This window comes from Hyphomonas atlantica corrig. (assembly GCF_000682715.1).
GTDB classification, from domain to species: Bacteria; Pseudomonadota; Alphaproteobacteria; order Caulobacterales; family Hyphomonadaceae; genus Hyphomonas; species Hyphomonas atlantica.
Genome location: NZ_AWFH01000001.1, coordinates 195,926 through 214,175, shown reverse-complemented (window position 1 = coordinate 214,175; position 18,250 = coordinate 195,926). Strand labels below are relative to the sequence as shown.

Below are 18,250 nucleotides of genomic sequence, written 5' to 3'. Positions count from 1 at the left end.
ACACGACTGACACCAATCGGCAACACGGCTGAAACACATTTCTGTCAACACTGCCTTTGCGGCCTTCACGGCGACCGGGGGACAGCCATATGAGGGACTGGAAGCGGCGTGTGGTTTTGCCGCGAGAGTTTAGAGTACCGGGTTCAGATATGCGTTTACCGTCCGCCCCCACATTGACCGTTGCTGCCGGCCTGGCCGCAATGGCGCTTGCCTTCTTTTCCAATGCCGGCGCCGAGAATCAGCCTGTTTCAGAGCCAAGCGCGAAACGCTTGTCGACCGCGATTTTTGCGGGAGGGTGCTTCTGGTGTGTCGAGGCAGATTTCGACAAGGTTGAAGGCGTGTTTGATACGGTCTCGGGGTACACGGGTGGCGAGCTTGCCAATCCGACCTATGAACAGGTTTCAAAGGAAAACACCGGACATTATGAGGCGGTGAAAGTCACCTATGATCCGGACGTTGTGAGCTATGAAACGCTCGTCGATTTCTTCTTCCGGCATGTGGACCCAACGGATCCCTACGGACAGTTCTGCGACAAGGGCGACAGCTATCGAACAGCTGTGTTTGTTGCCACGGCGGATGAGCGCGCCATTGCGGAAGCCGAGATCGCCGAGATCGAGGAGTCCGAAATTCTGAAAGACCCTGTTGTCACGCCGGTGCTCCAGGCGAGCACCTTCTGGCCAGCCGAAGGCTATCATCAGAATTATTACAAGAAGAACCCACTCAAGTACCGCTATTATCGCGCGTCATGTGGCCGTGATGGCCGGGTTAAGGATCTTTGGGGCAGTAGCGCTTCTGATCACTGACCCGGAACAGGCGGGCAGGGGGCCGGCTTGAATTCGGTCTGTCCGTCAAATTTGGCTTCCCATTCCTGCGTGCGCTCCTGACGCGCATATCCCGTCCCGATATAGAGTTGGAATTCCCGAACGATGGGGCAGCCATTGCTGCGCGTGCCGAGTGGTATTGTCACCGCACCAACATGTTCGAAAGATCGGAAATCACTGCGCAGCTTGGGTCTCATGCCGGAGTGAAGTGAGGCGACAAGAACACGTTCGGCGAGGTCGCCTTCCAGAGGCTGGGCTTCGGAAAAGCTCTTCGGCCCCGCATAGCGCCGCCAGGAGATCATCGGCGTAGTCCGGTCACGGGCGTAATAGTCTAGCCCGTGCCATGCTTCGCGTTCATCCACGAGGACGGAAGTCGCGTTGAATTCGTCAGCGCGGGCAAATACCTGCTCCGCTGCGGCGTCCCAGCCGCGTGTGCGTTTCAGCGCATTGTCAAAGCCGAGCGCGGTCGTTGTCGATGCTGGCAATAGCGCGATCGTCATGAAGGTCACCATCAGAACGCCATGCAGTGCGAGGCTGGTCCAGAGCAGGCCTGAGGGCGAGTGGCGCATGAAATGACCGAAGCCAAGAATGGACACCGCGACAACCGAACCAATCAGCATGCGCGTGAGGAGCGACACGTCTGGCGCGAGCAGGAAAGCAAGGAAACTGACAGCGGCAATGATGTACCAAAGATTCCGGTTCGGCTTTGCGCGAGCGAGCCAAGCGGCAACCAGCACGCTGGCGGCCGGATAGGCGGTTGCTGCCCAATTCGCGTTTGCGCGAGACAGGACGGCTTGCCCGAGAATGATGATCAGGACTGGCAGGATGAAACAGAGCAACCAGCGATCCCGGCCCATGATGCCGTCATCTTCGCTGCGCATGACGAATATGCCGAAAAATAGTGCCAGGAAGCTGATCGGGCCGAATACGCCGAGTTGATCAACCAGGAAGGTGAGCGCGTTCTCGGGATTTATAAGGTCACCACCGAGATTTGCATTGTCGACCGTATGGCTGACGGTCTTGAAATCATTTGCCGCATTCCAGAGGAGGTGCGGCGCGAAGATGGCCGCTGCAATGCTGAGCGCGGCCAAGCCTTTAAACGATATTAGTGCGCGGCGACTCTGTTGATCAAGCAGCAGTACGAGCAAGGTACCGATCGCGAAATACAGCATGGCGTATTTGGACAGGAAGCCAAATCCGACCGCAGCGCCAAGGCCAACTGCGCTGATCCAGCCACCATTCTCGTTTCGCAGCCTCCAGAGTGCCCACAAAGCAGCGCACCAGAAGGGCATCAGCACGCCATCTGTCGAGATGACCACAGAGGAGAGAATGACCGCCGGCATGAGTGCATAGCCAAGGCTGGAGAACATGCCCACGCGGTGGCCGTACATGTCGCGCGCAAGGAAGTAGATGAAGACTGCGCCAGCCGTGTGAAGGAAGGCCGCGGGCAGACGCACAGCCCATTCTGCATTGCCCAATACAGTCGTGACCGCATGGATGACCCAGGCGATCATCGGAGGCTTGGAATAATAGCCCCATTCAAGAGTCTCTCCCCAGCGCCAGTACTGGGCTTCGTCCGCATAGAGATTTAATGGTGAAATACCTGTGAACGTGACCCGCACCACAAGCAGCACCGCCAATGCAAAAAAGGTGGTTGCCTGCCAGCGACGTGACGAATCGAATCCTGCTGCGGTCATGGGGCGCGATTCCTTCTCATCCTGAGACTTATATTGCCGCCGTAAAGCACACATTATCCCGGATCGCACGATATCTGCGCAGGGATGCCCTCAAACCGTGTCTTTTTTGCATCGCAACAAATCGATTGCCTGCTGGAATGGAATTTAGTGCTGAACCTTCAAGATCTTGTCACTAATCTGTCATCTGGTGTCGTTATCCGACCCGCAGTACCGGCGACCCGCAAGGGGCGGTTGCTGGCGCATCACCGACTAGGGGAATAGTCATGACAAATTGGACCACATTCGGGCGCGGGGCAGCCGTATCTGCTATTGCGCTCAGCATGGCCGGCGTCGCGATGGCGCAGGTTACAACTTCTTCCATTCGTGGACAGGTCACGAATGATGATGGTCAAGCCGTCGCCGGCGCGATGGTGACGGTTACTGACCCGACCACAGGACTTACACGTACGGCTACGACCAACCAGGTTGGCCAGTACACGATCCGCAGCCTGCCGATCTCCAACGACTATGTTGTGTCTGTCACTTCCACCGACCTGCAGGGTCAGTACCTGGAAGACGTTGGCCTGAACCTCGGCGACGCAACGCAGGTCGACTTCGTGCTTTCTGCTGACGCAGAAGCTCGCCAGGACACGATCGTTGTGACTGCATCGGCTGCAGACCTTGCACCGACCGCAACCGGTCCGTCGGCCTCCTTCGGTTTGGAAACGCTTCAGAAAGCGCCAGCGATCAACCGCAACATCACCGACGTTCTGCGCCTCGACCCGCGTATCTACGTTGACGAATCTCGCGGCGACATCAACGCTGTTCAGTGTGGCGGTAAGAACTCCCGCTTCAACTCACTGACCGTTGACGGCGTTCGCATGAACGACAATTTCGGCCTGAACTCCAACGGCTACCCAACCGAGCGTATCCCGTTCTCCTACGACGCTGTTGAGCAGGTTGCTGTCGAACTGGCACCGTTTGATGTTCAGTATGGCGGCTTCTCCGCTTGTAACATCAACGCTGTTACGAAGTCTGGTACGAACGAAATCCACGGCTACCTCTTTGGTGACTACACCAATGATGGCCTGCGCGCAGACACGCTCGAAGGCGACGACATCACGACCGGTGAGTATGACGAATACCGCTATGGTTTCGGCGTTGGTGGCCCGATCATCAAGGACAAGCTGTTCTTCTTCGCTGCTTACGAGAAGCTGGAAGGTGTGAACCTGTTTGACCGCGGACCGATCGGTTCTGGCGCCGTCAACGAAGTTGACATCACGCAGGCTGAAGTCGACGAAATCCGCAACATCGCCATGGAACTCTATGGCTATGATCCGGGCACGATCCCGACCAGCGCTGACAATTCTGACGAGAAGATCCTCGTCAAACTCGACTGGAACATCAGCAATGATCACCGCGCATCCTTCACCTATAACTGGAACGATGGCTTCAACATCGCTCAGTCTGACGGTGACTCCGATGAGCTGGAATTCTCCAACCACCTCTATGAGCGTGGCGCAGAACTGACCGCTTACGCTGGTTCGCTCTATTCCGACTGGACCGACAACTTCTCCACCGAGATTCGCGTTGCTTACTCCGAACTGGACAACCGTCAGGTTTCCGTTGGCGGCACCGACTTCGGTGAGATCACGATCGAAACCGACGATGTAGACGTCTACCTCGGCGGCGACGACTCCCGTCAGGCGAACAAGCTCTACTACGAAACCCTCAGCCTCGCGCTGAAAGGTTACTACTCGGCAGGCAACCACAATTTCAGCTTCGGCTATGAGCGTGAAGCCCTCGACGTGTTCAACATGTTCGTTCAGCACGTTGAAACCGAGATCGACTTCGACGCAAACAGCGGAGCGACCCTGCCAGGCGTGTTCGATCCAGCAATCGAAAACTTCCGTCTCGGCCTTGCTGACAACGTCAACTACAACAACTCGCCAACCGGTGACCCAAACAATGCTGCTGCTGATTGGGGTTACGAAATCAACACGCTGTACGGTCAGGACGAAATCGACCTCGGCAACGGCGTTATCGTAATCGCTGGCCTGCGTTACGACTGGTACACAACTGACGACGCTCCGGAAACCAACCCGGACTTCCTGGCTGACTACGGCTTCACCAACGGTCAGACCCTGGATGGTGAAGGTCTGCTCCAGCCGCGTCTTGGCTTCGAGTGGGACTTCTCTGACAATCTCGACCTGCGCGGTGGTGTCGGCCTCTACTCCGGTGGTAACCCGAACGTCTGGCTGTCGAACACTTACTCGGGCAACAACGTGCTTCAGTTCGGTGCTGACGGTGGTGCATTCGGTCTCGAAGACGGTGTGACGTCGCTCTTCGACATCGACTATGGTCTGTGTGAAGATGGCGTACCGACCGGCCCAGGTTATTGTGTTCCACAATCCATGATCGACGCTGTTGCTGCTGGCGAAGGTTCGAACTTCGAGATCAACTATCTTGATCCGAACTTCGAAATCCCATCCGAGTGGAAGTTCGCTCTCGGCGGTACGTACTATGCTGACGCACCTGCGCTCGGCGGTGAGTATGTCCTCTCCGGTGACATCCTCTACACGGTCAGCCAGGACAGCGCAGTCTGGATCCGTGGTGACCTCGAGCAGACCGGCACGACGACAGTCGACGGCCGTGTCTACCCGACCTACAGCAGCGTTCGTGAGCCAGCCTTCGTGCTGACCAACTCGAAGAGCGATGCCAAGTCGCTGCTCGTTTCCGGTTCGGTTTCGAAGTCTTATGACTTCGGTCTCGACTGGTCCCTGGGCTATGCCTACACAGATGCAGAAGACGTTCACCCGATGACGTCTTCCGTGGCATTCTCGAACTACGTCAACCGCGCATTCGGTGACCCGCAGGATGTCAGCGCTTCAACGTCTGACTACAACACGAAGCACCGCTTCACGGCGCTCGCCAATTACGAGCGTGCCTTCTTCGGTGACAATCTGACCACGTTCTCGGCCTTCGGCCAGGCTGTGTCAGGCCGTCCGTACAGCGTTGTGTTCGGTGGTGACCCGAACAGCATCACCGGCTTCACGCCTTACCTCGAAGGCAGCCCGTTCCTTGCTGCTGGTGCAGAGCGCAACGGCGAAGAAGGTTCCTGGTGGGGCAAGGTCGACATCAAGCTGGAGCAGGAATTCCCTGGCTTCCTTGATCACAAGGCTTCCGGCTTCATCGTGGTCGACAACTTCACCAACCTGCTGAACGACGAGTGGGGCATCCTGCGCGAGCCTGGCTTCCCGTCAGTATGCGCTGTTGATGACTTCCAGGCGGGTGACTGTGAATCTCGCCAGGGCGATGCATCGCGCTACGAAATCCGCTTCGGCCTGCGTTACGAGTTCTAGTCTTCTGAACTTCGTAATTTGAAATCGGGAAGGGCGGCTCTGCGAAGGGCCGCCCTTTTCCTTTGGAACAAGCTGTGGCATGGCGCGCTCAATGTCTGATATGAAACCTCACCTCCCGCCCGAATGGGCCCCGCATGCTGCTCTTTGGGTCGGCTGGCCCCGCCTTGTTGAGGAGTGGGGCGGCAATCTGGACGGGCCTCGCGCCGATATCGCCGGTTTTATCCGCGCGGCATCTGACTTCGTACCGATCCGCGTTGCAGTGGGCTCGGATGAAGCGGAAGAAACCGCGCGCGCAGCGGTGGGTGATTGCGCCGACATCTGCCGTATTCCGACAGGAGATATTTGGCTGCGCGATACCGGACCGATCATTACCGGCTCTGGCGATGCGCGAAAGGCGCAGACGTTCCGGTTCAATGGGTGGGGCGGGAAATACCTGATGCCCGGCGATACCGAAACAGCTGTGGCGATCGCAGACTTCGAGAACATTAATACAGAGTCTCATGATCTGGTTCTTGAAGGTGGTGGGATTGATGCTGATGGCACAGGCCGTCTGTTGACGACCGGGCAGTGCCTGTTGAACGCAAACCGCAATCCTGATCTCGACCAGTCCGAAATCGAATTGGCCATTTCGCACGCGCTTGGCGTCCATGAATACATCTGGCTGGGCGATGGCCTGCTCAATGATCATACGGACGGCCATGTCGACAATGTTGCACGTTTCATCTCTCCGGGGCATGCGATCTGCCAGCATCCCTCAGGCGATGACGATCCGAATGCGGAAACCTTGCAGGAGATTGAGACAACGCTACGCAGGGCCGGGCTGGAAGTAACGACCATACCGTCACCGGGTCTTGTGAAGGATGAGGATGGTAATCCCATTCCGGCAAGCCATATGAATTTCGCGATCACGAATGGGGTCGTTCTCGTACCGGTGTATGAGGATCGTTATAGCCTGGTGGCATTGGCCGAGCTGAGCGCCTTATTTGAGGGACGCCAGGTGATTGGCTTGCCGGCGCGGCACATCCTCAATGGCGGAGGCAGCTTCCACTGCATGACCCGCGAAATTCCAGCCTGACTTTCAGGAGACAGACATGACCCGCACTCTGACCCTTGCCAGCATTCAGTTCACGCCGTCAGACGATGAGCAGGACAATATCGACCGCGTGGCCGCCTTTGTGCGTGAAGCAGCAGAGAAGGGCGCAGATGTTGTTCTCCCGCCGGAGCTGTTTACCGGCTACTATTTCTGCAAGACGCAGGAAGAAGAGCATTTTGCGCGTGCCTACCCTTGGCGAGAACACCCCGCTGTTGAGCAACTGTCGGAACTCGCAGCGGAACTCGGCGTCGTCATACCGGTCTCCATCTATGAGAAGGATGGGCCGCACTATTACAATTCACTTGTCATGATCGATGCGGACGGAACACCGCTGGGGGTCTATCGCAAGAGTCACATTCCAGATGGGCCGGGCTATCAGGAAAAATACTATTTCCGCCCGGGCGATACTGGCTTCCGTGTCTGGGACACGATGAAGGGGCGTCTCGGCGTCGGTATTTGCTGGGATCAATGGTTCCCGGAAGCGGCGCGGGCCATGTCCCTCATGGGAGCGGACGCGCTGCTCTACCCTACAGCCATTGGCGCTGAGCCGCAGGATGCGAGCCTCGACACCGCGGCGCGCTGGCGCCGGGCCATGCAAGGTCATGCTGTGTCGAACACGATTCCGGTTGTCGCAGCCAATCGCGTCGGCGATGAGGAGGGGCAGGTGTTTTACGGCACGAGTTTCATTGCCGACCCGACGGGTGAGATCGTGATCGATTTCGGGCGGACAGAGCAGGGCGTACTCGTCGCCGAGTTTGATCTGGACGAAATAGACCGGGAACGAGCAGCCTGGGGCTTCTTCCGAGACCGCCGCACGGATCTCTACGACATCCTTACCTAGTTGCGTGGGGGCCGATCTGTTTCGGTCCGGGCAAATCTCGGTTTATCCTGCCTTTCAGGTTTCGGTGCCTTCAAGTCAGCGATGTTGATGCTGCCGGACTCGCTGGCGAAATCCGCCGCAAATCGCGTCAAAACCGTTTTGAATTCCTCAAAGCTGGCCTGGCGGTCCAGATTTGGATCGAACCGCGCCGGATTGCCGAGCGTGTCGTCTCGAATTGGTTGGCTCTCGGCCCAGGTGAGCTGTTCCAGCGGGCTGAGATAACCATCTTCATTCGTGTCCGCTTCTGCGAAGGCGGCCGAAATACCAGCCGCGAGCTCGTCTTGTGTCACCTCGCCATCAAGGTCAGTGTCAAAGCTCACGATCAGGCCGCCACCGGATACCAAGCGATCGGGTGCGTGCGCATTCGGCGGGGCTTTCCGTTTGGAAGGGCCGGGATAGGCCTGTCCGGGCAAGCGCACCAGTTCATCCAGATCATCATCACCTGCGCCCGCGGCAGTTGGAGCGACGAGGGCGCATACAGCGGCGGCGGACAAGGCAAAAATCAGGTTGCGCATCGACAACTCCATGAAGGTTTGACGATGCAGAGTAAGATGGTGTGGCGTTTTTGCAACATAACGTTTCAGTTATCTTGTCCCCGAAGCCGTCTCGCATTAGCCTCTTGTTAACGCCGCCTTAACGCAAAGGGAGCAATCCGTTAACCAGTTGCGGTCGCCGTATGGTGCCCGATTCGTGCGATTTGGATTGAAGACACTATGGCAATTACGGCGGACCAGGTACCACTCATCATGTCTGCCGGCGCGACGGCGCTGGGGCTTGCGGCCCTGCTTTGGGCCTTGCGTGTCTCCGACGGCGCCCGCGGTGCTGCCCGTAAATACAAGGATCGGTCTTCGGATCTGGAAACGCTTCTGGCGGAACACCGCTCAATTCTCGGTGCGCATCCAGGCGTCATTCTGGTCTGGCAGGGCGACGCGCTTGAGCCCGACAGCGAAGAAATGACCCCGCCAGAACTGTATGGATCTCCAGTGGCATTGGCTGGGCTGCTCAGCTTTACAGATGATGCCATTTCACCAGACCCGGCGGTCCGGATCATTGAAGGCCTTGCTGATCTGGAGGCGCGCGACAGTTCCGGTCAGGACACGACGCTGCGGATTCGGATGCGCGAACTGCGCGACACAGGACAGGCGTTTTCATTGACGATCATTGGTCCGTCCGGTCGCTTCCTTGAGGCCGATGGTCGAACAGCAGGCGCGCGCGCCGTGGTCTGGGTGACTGACACAACGATCAAGGGCCTCGAAGAAAGTTCCGCTCGCGGCAAGCTGGAAGAAGCCCGGCAGGTTATTGCGCGCGACCCTACAGCGTTTCTGGATATGCTTGGCAAGGCCCCATTCCCGGCCTGGCGCGTGTCCGGCATGGGCAAGCTGCAATGGGTAAACCCGTCTTATATTGAAGCCGTGGATGGCGTGAACCTTGACCGTGTTCTGGATCGCCAGCTGATGCTGGATCAGGCCTCGGCAGACCAAGCGCGCAAGACGATTTCAGATGGCGCCGATATCGATGAAACGCGGCATATGATTATCAACGGTGAGCGCCGGGCGATGCGTGTGCTGACCTTCCCGCTTTCCGGTGGCGCAGGGGCGATGGCATTCGATGTTACTGCGCAGGAGAATGCCCGCGAGGAACTGAACCGCCATGTTCGCGCGCATGACGAGACCCTCAACCACGTTGCGGATGCCGTGGCGATCTTTGGTGCAGACCGAAAGTTGACCTTCTACAACAAGGCCTTCCGCGACATGTGGGATCTGGACGAGAGCTTCCTGCTGGATCGTCCGAACCACGGCCAGTTGCTGGACCGCCTGCGCGAGCGCCGCAAGCTGCCCGCGCGGACCAATTATGCCGAGTGGCGCGCAGAAGAACTGTCTTACTATCTCGATATCGATGGCGTGAAAGAGGACACTTGGTCCTTGCCGGATGACCGGACACTGTCTGTTACGCGTCAACGCCACCCGATGGGCGGTCTGTTGTTGCTGTTCAAGGACATTACTGGCGAGCTTGATCTGAAGACGAAATTCAACGCCATCGTGAAGACGCAAGCATCAACGCTGGACAATCTGCATGAGGCAGTCGTTGTGTTCGGCGGCGACGGGCGGCTTAAACTGTTCAACAAGGCATTTGAGCACCTTTGGTCGCTTGATCATGACACGTTGAAGGATCACCCGGACTACAGCGCCGTGATCGAAGACTGTGTGCCGCTGTTCCACGACCTCGATGTGTGGGATGCCATCAAGCGTCATATCACTGACCCCTCTGCGCGGGCGCGTCAGTCCACGACGGGCGAGATGCGCCGGTCTGACGGGTCGATCCTGACATATCTGACCCATCCGCTGCCGGACGGGAACACACTGATCGCTTTCGCGGACGTGACGGCGACACGCCGCGTTGAGTCTGCCCTTCGCGATCGCGCCGAGGCCTTCGAAGCCGCGGACCGGTTGAAGACAGAGTTCGTGCGCAACGTGTCTTATCAATTGCGCTCGCCGCTCACCGTCATCTTCGGGTATGCCGAGCTGCTGGAAACCAAGCGCAATGGAGACCTGACAGAACGCCAGTCTGATTATGTCAGTGCAATCCTTTCAGCGTCTGACCATCTGTCCAAATTGATCGAGAATATTCTCGATCTCGCCATGATCGAGGCGGGCCGAATGGATCTCGACGTCAAGGATGTCGACCTGGCCCATGTCATTGACGAGAGCGTCGAAATGGTCGTGTCGAAAGCGGAAGATACGCAGATCAATGTACGCGCTGATATTATTGGCGACCTTGGCGTGATCCGCGCAGACGAACGCCGCATCAAGCAGATCCTGTTCAATCTGATCTCGAACTCTCTGCGCTTTACCGAATCTGGCGGCGAAATCGTCGTTGCGTCACAGCGTGTGGGCGACATGGTGACCTTGTCCGTTCGCGACAATGGCCGGGGTCTTGAGGCTGATAAACGCGCGACCAGTTTCGACAGTTTTGTATCCGGAGACCAGCGCGGCGCAGGCCTGGGCCTGGCTCTGGTGAAGCACTTTGTTGACCTGCATGGTGGTATAGTCGGCATGAAGCCGGTTGATGGCGGCGGCCTGGAAGTGACGTGCTGGTTGCCTGTGAAAGTGACCAAATCGGCTCAGAACCAGGAGCTTCTCCTAACCGAAAGCGTACCAGCCTGACTGTGGCTACACAGGCTGACCGTCATGCCGTTTAGGAATTCTCACAAAGAAGTTTGCTGACAATCCCGGCTCCCTTCCTACATGTTTGCAAGACACGTTGAAGGAAGGACGCGAAACATGGCCGACAATACTTACACGCCTCCAAAGGTCTGGACCTGGGACAAGGCCAGCGGCGGGCGATTTGCGAACATCAACCGTCCGATTGCCGGGCCGACGCATGACAAGGAATTGCCAGTCGGCAAGCATCCGATCCAGCTCTATTCGCTGGGGACGCCCAATGGTGTGAAGGTCACCATCATGCTGGAGGAACTGCTCGCGGCTGGGCATGAGGGTGCAGAGTATGACGCCTGGCTGATCAATATCGGAGAAGGGGACCAGTTCGGCTCCGGCTATGTCGATCTGAATCCGAACTCGAAAATTCCGGTCATGTTCGACACGACCACGAAGACGCGGGTGTTCGAGAGTGGCTCGATCCTGTTGTATCTCGCCGAGAAATTTGGCGCCTTCCTGCCGACCGATCACAACAAGCGCACTGAGGCGTTGAACTGGCTGTTCTGGCAAATGGGCTCAGCGCCGTATCTCGGCGGCGGTTTCGGCCATTTTTATGCCTACGCGCCAGAGAAGTTCGAGTATCCGATTAATCGCTTCGCCATGGAGGTGAAGCGCCAGCTGGACGTGCTGGACCGCAATCTTGCCGATCGCGAATATATGGCCGGGGACGAGTATTCTATTGCCGATATGGCGATCTGGCCGTGGTATGGTGCGCTGGTGAAAGGTCTGGTCTACGAGGCGGGTGAGTTCCTGCAGGTACATGAGTACAAGAACGTCATTCGCTGGACGGACCAGCTTGCTCAGCGCGAGCCGGTCAAGCGCGGCCGCATGGTGAACCGGACATTCGGTGATCCGGCCTCACAGCTGCGCGAACGTCACGATGCCAGCGATTTTGAAACGCGGACGCAGGACAAGCTGGAGCCGGAAAGCTCCAACTAGCACTTTCGTTAAGCGTTAGAGCTTTTCGAATTTGAGAACGTAGCGATCCGTCTGTCTTCGGATGGACGGATCGAACACGTTGACGGTGCCGTCATCGTCAGGATTGGAGAGCAGGTCACTTTCTTCGACCAGTTTCAGCCCGACATCTTCCATCATCTCCATCAGAACATCCTGTGCGAGCCGATGCGTGTCTCCGCCTGTCGTGGGCGGTGCGCCTTCAGGTGCGCGATGATCTATCACGACGAAGTGACCGCCTTGTGCGAGGACTCTCGAAATCTCTGAAAAGCAGACTTCCGGATCACCAAGCGCTCCGGGTTCAGACCCCTCCGGTGTGTACCAGAGCTCGTGTGGTCCAAGGAACCAGGTGACGAGGTCGACTTCCTGATCGCCTATCGGCTCAAAATCATCGAACGATGTCTGGATATGCGTGACATTCCGAAGGCGGCCATCCATCCGGCGTTCTACGGCGTCGCCCAGGAATACTTCGAATTCGGGCGGGTTCTGCAGATAGACCTTACCTTCTCCGCCCACGACGAGTGAGAACAGTTCCGTATAGATGCCGTCGCCAGCCTCCATGTCCAACACCGTCATGCCGGGCTGGACGCCGGTAAATGCGAGAATCTCCCTGGAGTGACGCAACTCGTACTGCTCGAAATCGCTTTCAGGCCGACCGTCTCGAACGAAAACCGAGTCGTAGTCGAAGGACTCCTCAGCCATCAAAGCGACCGGGGGCGTATCGCCATATTCCGGTGTGCAGGCTGTGACCAGGAGCGCCGCTGCAGTCATGATCAGAAATGCGTGTTTCATGCGAGGAGTCCTTTCCGAACTCAGGCCTTGCTGAGCATGGCCTCACTGATTTCCCAAAGCCGTTCGGCTTTTTCGTCATCACAGATCCAGGGCCGGGCATGTTCCCAACGCTGGCTGTCTTCGGTGGCGAGTTTTGCAATATCACAATCTTCGCAGTAAACGCCGCCCTTGTCGGCGAGGGCGGGGGCAGTTGCTGCCCAGACGCTTGTGGATGCGCCCTGTTCCGGGGTCTTGAACATGGCCTGCACCATTGGCGGGATCGTGCCGTCTGGATTCTTCCAGCCGAGTTCGGCCATTTCTTCATCTGTCAGGTGACGCTGCAGAGGCGTGAAGATTCCCCCTGGGTGGACTGAGAATGCCCGGACGCCAATGTCCTTGCCGCGATGATCCACGCCGAGCGCAAACAGGGCGCAGGCCGACTTGGACTGACCGTAGGCTTCCCATTTGTCATAGGGGTGGCTGTCATAATTCGGATCGTCCCAGATCACATCTGACCGAACGTGCGCGGTGGAAGACAGGGCCACAAGGCGGGCACCGTCTGCACGCTCAAGGGCCGGAGCCAGAGCCAGGCTCATCGCCATATGGGCCAGATGGTTTACGCCGAGCTGGCGCTCCCATCCCGGTCCAACACGTGTTTCGGGGCAGGCCATGATGCCGGCATTGTTGATCAACATGTCCAGAGCGCGGCCTGTGTCTTCATAGTCAGAGGTGAATTTCTTCACGCTGGAAATGTCTTCGAGGTCCATGGCGGCGATCTCGATCTCGCCGGGCACATTGGCCAGCGCTTCCTCGGCAGCATCCACCCGCCGGGCCGGAACTGTGACACGCGCCCCTGCGCCCGCAAGCGCCCGAACGGTTTCAAGGCCGATACCGGAATAGCCGCCGGTGACAATGGCATTGCGACCGGTCAGATCTACGTCTGCGACGACTTCCTGTGCGGTGGATTTGGCCTGAAATCCTGATCCGATTGGTTGCTGGTCTGATGCGGCCATGTGGTTCCCCTTTGAATGTCTCTTCTCATTGATGATGAGCAAGCCTTTCCTTCGGCAAGCCCAGCCGCGCGTCGTTACGAATCTGTAAGCAGCCAATTGCGTGGACGCACTACGTGACGACACTTATATCCTTAATCAAGCAAAGGGAGAAACCGAATGCGAACTCTTGCCATCGCACTGTCCGCCGTCGCCATGTCTGTTGCGGCGCTCCCCGCCATTGCCCAATATGGTCAGGTAGAACGAACTCAGGCGGAGATTGCGCTTGAGGAGGCCAGCGCAAATCTGAAAGAGAACCGTGCCAAGCGTACTGAAGCCATTCGGGCGTGCGGGACAAACGACTATCAGGCCTGTTTCGAGCTTGGAGATATGTACCGGCGCGGTCTGGGCGGACTACAGGATTATGAAAAGGCCGCTGAGAACTATCGCAAGGCGTGCAATGGCAGCCACGCTGAAGCCTGTTCCGGGCTTGCTTATCTGACGCTGCAAGGGCGCGGAATGGACGTGGACCACGTTCAGGCGCGGGGGCTCTATGACAAGTCGTGCGACCTTGGCGATGTCAGCGGCTGCGCGGCGCTGGGCAATATGGTTTATACGGGGCAGGGCGGTCGCAAGAATGTACCTGAAGGTACGCGCCTACTTCAGGAATCCTGTGATCGCGAATATGAATGGGCCTGTGAACGCCTGTCGACATTGGGCGCCTACCAGCCGGATGATTATACGTGGGAGCGTCTTGAGGACGTAAAACGCCGCTACTGATTTTCGTTCATTGCGGCCAGTTTGCGCGCAAGGTTCGATCCGGGCAGCGGGCGTGCAGGTTGAGACGGGTCTCTCTCCTGTTCGCCAGTCAGTGAGTCTGCGGCCTGTGTCGGGTCTGGCACTTCAGCGCTTTCATGTGCGGGCAAATTGCCCTCTGTGGCCACGACAAGGTCTGCTGTCAGCAAAGATCCAGCATCGACACGAATACTGCGGGTGGTCACTTTTCCGGTTACTTTTGCATCCGTCCAGATTTCCACGCTCTCGTGGGCTGTGATGGTTCCGCTCAGTTTACCGTGCACGATGATCACAGGGGCTTCCAGAGAGCCTTCCAGCTCGCCTGTGGCCTCAATCAGCACCATTGCATCAGATTTGACGGGGCCTTTCATGTGTCCAGCGATGGTGAGGGGGCCGGAGAAGGTGAAAGTGCCTTCCAGGGCGCAGTCGGCGGCGATGTAGCTGCCCTGGCCGGAGCGGCCCTTGCTGTCGGTCTCGGTTCTGGCCATCGCCCACTCTTTCCCAGTTTCCGGTCGTGTTAACTCTACCACGGCCAGAGTGTTGAATTTATTGCCCTGATAGCTTCAATTTGTTGTATCTCACAGACGCTGGGCGAAGAAAGCCATGCAAGAAGTGGGCAAGTTTTGCTCGCCTCAGTGCCTTATTCATGTGTTGAAACAATGTATGCGCCCGTTTCTGACTGTCGTCACCTTGTTGTTCTTTGTCGCCGCATGTCGCGATGTGTCGCCATCTGTCGCTGGAAACCGCGCCATGTTGCAACCCGGATTCACCGGTCTCGACCTGTCGCACCATAATGGCCGGATTGACTGGGAGGCCTTCGAGGCGGCGCCGGTCGACTTCCTCTATCTGAAAGCAACCGAGGGGACTGACTGGAAGGATCCGCGATTCCAGGATCATTGGCGCGAGGCCAAGGCGCGGGGCTGGCTGGTCGGCGCATATCATTTCTATCGCCTGTGTCGTGCCGGCGAGGCGCAGGCCGGGAATTTCATTCAGTCCGTCGAGGTGCGGGCAGGGGGCCTGCCGCCGGCTGTCGATCTGGAATATGCGCACAATTGCGAACCGCGCGGCAGTATGTCGGAGACGCTGGCGGAACTGGATGTGTTTCTGGAGAGGGTGGAAGCCGAGTATGGTCAGCGCCCGGTGATCTATACCACGCCGGAGTTTCATCGCGACTGGCTGTCAGACGGCTATGCCGATTATCCGCTCTGGCTGAGGGGGCTGGGCGAGGTCATGCCCCGAACCCGGGACGGCCGCGCACCGGACATCTGGCAATATACGATGTCCGGCCGCGTGCCGGGAATTGAAAGCCGGGTGGACATGAACCGTGTGCCAGACCGTCCACCCGAATAGGATTTAGTTGCGGGCCTTGTCGACCAGGCGGTCGTTCTGCGCCCAGTGCATCATGCCGCGCAGCTTTTCGCCGACTTCCTCGATCTCGTGGCTGTTCATGCGCTGGCGCATGGCGTTGAAGCCCGGTGCGCCGGCCTGGTTTTCCAGAACCCAGTTGCGTGCGAAGGTGCCGTTCTGGATGTCTTCCAGAACCTTCTTCATGTTTGCCTTGGCTTCGGAATTCACGACGCGTGGGCCGGAAACGTATTCGCCGTATTCGGCCGTGTTGGAGATCGAGTAGTTCATGTTGGCGATGCCGCCTTCATAAATCAGGTCCACGATCAGCTTGGTTTCGTGCAGGCATTCGAAGTATGCCATTTCAGGCGCGTAACCGGCCTCGACCAGCGTTTCGTAACCCGCCTTGATCAGTTCGACGATGCCGCCGCAAAGCACAGCCTGTTCACCGAACAGGTCGGTTTCGGTTTCTTCGCGGAAGGAAGTTTCGATCACGCCAGCGCGGGTGTTGCCGATGGCTTTCGAATAAGACAGGGCAACGTCTTTTGCGGTGCCGGTTGCATCCTGATGGATCGCAACGAGACCCGGCAAGCCAAAGCCCATCTGGTATTGGGCGCGCAGCGTGTGGCCTGGGCCCTTCGGCGCAGACAGGGAAACGTCAACGTCCGGACGCGGACGGATCAGGTTGTAGTGAACGTTGAAGCCGTGGCCGAACATCAGGTGCTGGCCCGCACGCAGGTGTGGCTCGATTTCGTTTGCGTACAGAACGGCCTGCTTCTCGTCCGGGATCAGGATCATGATCACGTCGGCCCATTGCGCAGCCTCTGCTGGCGTGACGACTTCGAGGCCTTCAGCTTCTGCCTTCTTGCGGCTTGGGGAGCCTTCATAGAGGCCGACCTTGACGTTCTTCACGCCGCTGTCGCGCATGTTGAGAATGTGGGCGTGGCCCTGGCTGCCATAGCCAATGACGGCGACTTTCTTGCTCTGGATGAGGGCGATGTCCGCATCCTGCTCGTAATAGATTTTCATGGGCCTCTACTTGCTCCGCTGGAAGATTGATTGTGGGGGATAAGACTTCAGATCAATTGGATTGGCATACCCAGTCATCTGAAAAATTGGCGACGCCGATGACGCTGCGGTTCAGTTCGGCAATGGGATCTGTGGCTTCGGCATGGCGGGAGAACTGGCGCAGGCCGCTGGTTGTCTCGATGCTTGTAACGATGTCGTGCGAGGACAGCAGCAGTTCAAAACTGCGCGAACCATCTGCGTTCGTGATCATCTTTTCGCGGGTGCCATAGGCTGGCAATTCTGCATCGCTGGCCGTGAGCAATGACAATGCAACCTGATTGGCGACATTGGCTGGCAGTTGAGTTTGCACGCGGCACATCGGGATGCGGACATTTTCTGCAACCGGAACGGTGCGAGCGTCCAGCATCATTGTTCCGGACCAGTCAACAATGTCATAGATGTAGGCCGCGCCGCTCGGCGCAGCAGTATCCACGATCCGAAGCAGGGGAGCCGGATCGGCATCAAAGATTGTGCTGGCGCGTGCAACCAGACGCTCAGCGCGGTCTATGTCGCACTGAAGGTCGGCCTTGGCGGCTTCGTCAGGTGCCATATAGGCCGCCGACGAAACATTCCCGCGGCACGTTTCCGGCAGGTTCTCCTGCGCGATGGCAGTGCCACCAAGACAGAAGGCGGCGATGGCAAGCAGGCTTGCTTTTCTCATCCTTTCACCTTTCCGCGCTTGATCGACAGGACACCTGTCCGGCTGACTTCGACAAGGCCCAGAGGCCGCATGAGGTCGACAAATTGCGAGATCTTGTCGGAGGCACCCGTCAGCTCGAAAATGAAGCTCTCATTGGTCGTGTCTATCACATTTGCCCGGAAAATCTGAGAGATGCGCAGCGCTTCGACGCGGGCCTCTCCGATTCCGGCGACTTTTACCAAGGCGAGTTCGCGCTCAATGCCGCGTTTCGACTTGGTGATATCGATCACCTGATCAACGGGCACAATGCGCAGAAGCTGGGCTTCGATCTGTTCGAGGATGTGAGGCGTGCCCTGGGTCACGATCGTGATGCGTGAGCGGTGTTCGTTTGCATCCACCTCGGCCACGGTGAGGCTGTCGATGTTGTAGCCACGGCCCGAGAACAGGCCTACGACCCGCGCGAGCACGCCGGGTTCGTTGTCCACCATGACGGCCAGCGTACGGCGTTCGACTTCCTGATCCTCATGGGACAGGAAATAGGCCGATTTCGGATTGCCGCCGCCGGGCGGTGTGCCTGTCGATCCGTCGCTCATGCCTGTGTCTCCGTCCGATTAACCCCGATCATGCCGCCTTTTAAAGGCA

General features: G+C 57.9%; 16 protein-coding genes. 8 read left to right on the top strand and 8 right to left on the bottom strand.

What is annotated here, in order from left to right:
• Positions 1-149 precede the first annotated feature (149 nt).
• On the top strand, positions 150-803 hold the full coding sequence (gene msrA / locus HY36_RS01090; protein ID WP_035547144.1) for a peptide-methionine (S)-S-oxide reductase MsrA: 654 nt from the start codon (positions 150-152) through the stop codon (positions 801-803).
• On the opposite strand, the gene HY36_RS18710 is transcribed toward msrA, so the two are convergent.
• A complete protein-coding gene (locus HY36_RS18710; protein WP_035547142.1) occupies positions 797-2,518 on the bottom strand; it encodes an ArnT family glycosyltransferase in 1,722 nt (573 codons plus the stop codon). The genes msrA and HY36_RS18710 overlap by 7 nt on opposite strands.
• Before the next feature lie 263 nt (positions 2,519-2,781).
• Between HY36_RS18710 and HY36_RS01080 the strand changes: the two genes are divergently transcribed.
• The 3 genes from HY36_RS01080 (at position 2,782) to aguB (ending at position 7,793) form a co-directional block, all read left to right on the top strand.
• On the top strand, positions 2,782-5,859 hold the full coding sequence (locus HY36_RS01080; protein ID WP_035547138.1) for a TonB-dependent receptor: 3,078 nt from the start codon (positions 2,782-2,784) through the stop codon (positions 5,857-5,859).
• Between the two features lie 91 nt (positions 5,860-5,950).
• Positions 5,951-6,934, top strand: coding sequence for an agmatine deiminase family protein (locus HY36_RS01075; protein ID WP_051602444.1), 984 nt, complete (start codon positions 5,951-5,953; stop codon positions 6,932-6,934).
• A gap of 16 nt (positions 6,935-6,950) precedes the next feature.
• On the top strand, positions 6,951-7,793 hold the full coding sequence (gene aguB, locus HY36_RS01070; protein ID WP_035547135.1) for an N-carbamoylputrescine amidase: 843 nt from the start codon (positions 6,951-6,953) through the stop codon (positions 7,791-7,793).
• Here aguB and HY36_RS01065 read toward each other — a convergent pair.
• A complete protein-coding gene (locus HY36_RS01065; protein ID WP_162175923.1) occupies positions 7,790-8,347 on the bottom strand; it encodes a hypothetical protein in 558 nt (185 codons plus the stop codon). The two genes, aguB and HY36_RS01065, sit on opposite strands and share 4 nt — an antisense overlap.
• A gap of 198 nt (positions 8,348-8,545) precedes the next feature.
• Here HY36_RS01065 and HY36_RS01060 point away from each other — a divergent pair, with 198 nt between their 5' ends.
• Positions 8,546-10,996 carry a sensor histidine kinase gene (locus HY36_RS01060; protein ID WP_035547127.1) on the top strand — a complete coding sequence of 817 codons (2,451 nt, stop codon included), beginning with the start codon at positions 8,546-8,548 and terminating at the stop codon, positions 10,994-10,996.
• A gap of 117 nt (positions 10,997-11,113) precedes the next feature.
• Positions 11,114-11,986 (top strand): glutathione-dependent disulfide-bond oxidoreductase, encoded by an 873-nt coding sequence (gene yghU / locus HY36_RS01055; protein WP_035547123.1) that lies wholly within the window; start codon positions 11,114-11,116, stop codon positions 11,984-11,986.
• Between the two features lie 15 nt (positions 11,987-12,001).
• Here the strand turns inward: yghU and HY36_RS01050 are convergent, their stop codons facing one another.
• Both HY36_RS01050 and HY36_RS01045 read right to left on the bottom strand, forming a co-directional pair.
• A complete protein-coding gene (locus tag HY36_RS01050; protein ID WP_035547119.1) occupies positions 12,002-12,793 on the bottom strand; it encodes a methyltransferase domain-containing protein in 792 nt (263 codons plus the stop codon).
• 20 nt (positions 12,794-12,813) lie between these two features.
• The gene (locus HY36_RS01045; RefSeq protein WP_035547114.1) at positions 12,814-13,785 is read right to left on the bottom strand and encodes an oxidoreductase; all 972 of its coding nucleotides are present in this window, start codon (positions 13,783-13,785) and stop codon (positions 12,814-12,816) included.
• A gap of 156 nt (positions 13,786-13,941) precedes the next feature.
• Between HY36_RS01045 and HY36_RS01040 the strand changes: the two genes are divergently transcribed.
• Complete coding sequence (locus HY36_RS01040) at positions 13,942-14,541, top strand: tetratricopeptide repeat protein (protein ID WP_035547112.1); 600 nt, start codon at positions 13,942-13,944, stop codon at positions 14,539-14,541.
• Here the strand turns inward: HY36_RS01040 and HY36_RS01035 are convergent.
• Positions 14,535-15,044: a bactofilin family protein gene (locus HY36_RS01035; protein ID WP_035547109.1), complete on the bottom strand. Its 510-nt coding sequence runs from the start codon at positions 15,042-15,044 to the stop codon at positions 14,535-14,537. The genes HY36_RS01040 and HY36_RS01035 overlap by 7 nt on opposite strands.
• A gap of 175 nt (positions 15,045-15,219) precedes the next feature.
• Between HY36_RS01035 and HY36_RS01030 the strand changes: the two genes are divergently transcribed.
• Entirely contained in the window at positions 15,220-15,906 is a 687-nt protein-coding gene (locus HY36_RS01030; protein WP_051602371.1) for a GH25 family lysozyme, read from the top strand.
• A 3-nt stretch (positions 15,907-15,909) separates the two neighbouring features.
• On the opposite strand, the gene ilvC is transcribed toward HY36_RS01030, so the two are convergent.
• Genes ilvC through ilvN form a run of 3 tightly spaced genes read right to left on the bottom strand, consistent with a single transcriptional unit; the run spans position 15,910 to position 18,201 of the window.
• Complete coding sequence (gene ilvC / locus HY36_RS01025; protein ID WP_035547106.1) at positions 15,910-16,929, bottom strand: ketol-acid reductoisomerase; 1,020 nt, start codon at positions 16,927-16,929, stop codon at positions 15,910-15,912.
• 52 nt (positions 16,930-16,981) lie between these two features.
• A complete protein-coding gene (locus HY36_RS01020) occupies positions 16,982-17,629 on the bottom strand; it encodes a hypothetical protein (RefSeq protein ID WP_035547101.1) in 648 nt (215 codons plus the stop codon).
• Positions 17,626-18,201 carry an acetolactate synthase small subunit gene (gene ilvN, locus HY36_RS01015; protein ID WP_051602370.1) on the bottom strand — a complete coding sequence of 192 codons (576 nt, stop codon included), beginning with the start codon at positions 18,199-18,201 and terminating at the stop codon, positions 17,626-17,628. The genes HY36_RS01020 and ilvN overlap by 4 nt, the downstream gene beginning before the upstream one ends.
• Positions 18,202-18,250: the final 49 nt, after the last annotated feature.

Bases quoted from the DNA above. Each gene is read 5' to 3' on its own strand.
- msrA (WP_035547144.1), top strand. From the start codon at position 150: ATGCGTTTACCGTCCGCCCCCACATTGACCGTTGCTGCCGGCCTGGCC.
- HY36_RS18710 (WP_035547142.1), bottom strand. From the start codon at position 2,518: ATGACCGCAGCAGGATTCGATTCGTCACGTCGCTGGCAGGCAACCACC.
- HY36_RS01080 (WP_035547138.1), top strand. From the start codon at position 2,782: ATGACAAATTGGACCACATTCGGGCGCGGGGCAGCCGTATCTGCTATT.
- HY36_RS01075 (WP_051602444.1), top strand. From the start codon at position 5,951: ATGTCTGATATGAAACCTCACCTCCCGCCCGAATGGGCCCCGCATGCT.
- aguB (WP_035547135.1), top strand. From the start codon at position 6,951: ATGACCCGCACTCTGACCCTTGCCAGCATTCAGTTCACGCCGTCAGAC.
- HY36_RS01065 (WP_162175923.1), bottom strand. From the start codon at position 8,347: ATGCGCAACCTGATTTTTGCCTTGTCCGCCGCCGCTGTATGCGCCCTC.
- HY36_RS01060 (WP_035547127.1), top strand. From the start codon at position 8,546: ATGGCAATTACGGCGGACCAGGTACCACTCATCATGTCTGCCGGCGCG.
- yghU (WP_035547123.1), top strand. From the start codon at position 11,114: ATGGCCGACAATACTTACACGCCTCCAAAGGTCTGGACCTGGGACAAG.
- HY36_RS01050 (WP_035547119.1), bottom strand. From the start codon at position 12,793: ATGAAACACGCATTTCTGATCATGACTGCAGCGGCGCTCCTGGTCACA.
- HY36_RS01045 (WP_035547114.1), bottom strand. From the start codon at position 13,785: ATGGCCGCATCAGACCAGCAACCAATCGGATCAGGATTTCAGGCCAAA.
- HY36_RS01040 (WP_035547112.1), top strand. From the start codon at position 13,942: ATGCGAACTCTTGCCATCGCACTGTCCGCCGTCGCCATGTCTGTTGCG.
- HY36_RS01035 (WP_035547109.1), bottom strand. From the start codon at position 15,044: ATGGCCAGAACCGAGACCGACAGCAAGGGCCGCTCCGGCCAGGGCAGC.
- HY36_RS01030 (WP_051602371.1), top strand. From the start codon at position 15,220: ATGCGCCCGTTTCTGACTGTCGTCACCTTGTTGTTCTTTGTCGCCGCA.
- ilvC (WP_035547106.1), bottom strand. From the start codon at position 16,929: ATGAAAATCTATTACGAGCAGGATGCGGACATCGCCCTCATCCAGAGC.
- HY36_RS01020 (WP_035547101.1), bottom strand. From the start codon at position 17,629: ATGAGAAAAGCAAGCCTGCTTGCCATCGCCGCCTTCTGTCTTGGTGGC.
- ilvN (WP_051602370.1), bottom strand. From the start codon at position 18,201: ATGAGCGACGGATCGACAGGCACACCGCCCGGCGGCGGCAATCCGAAA.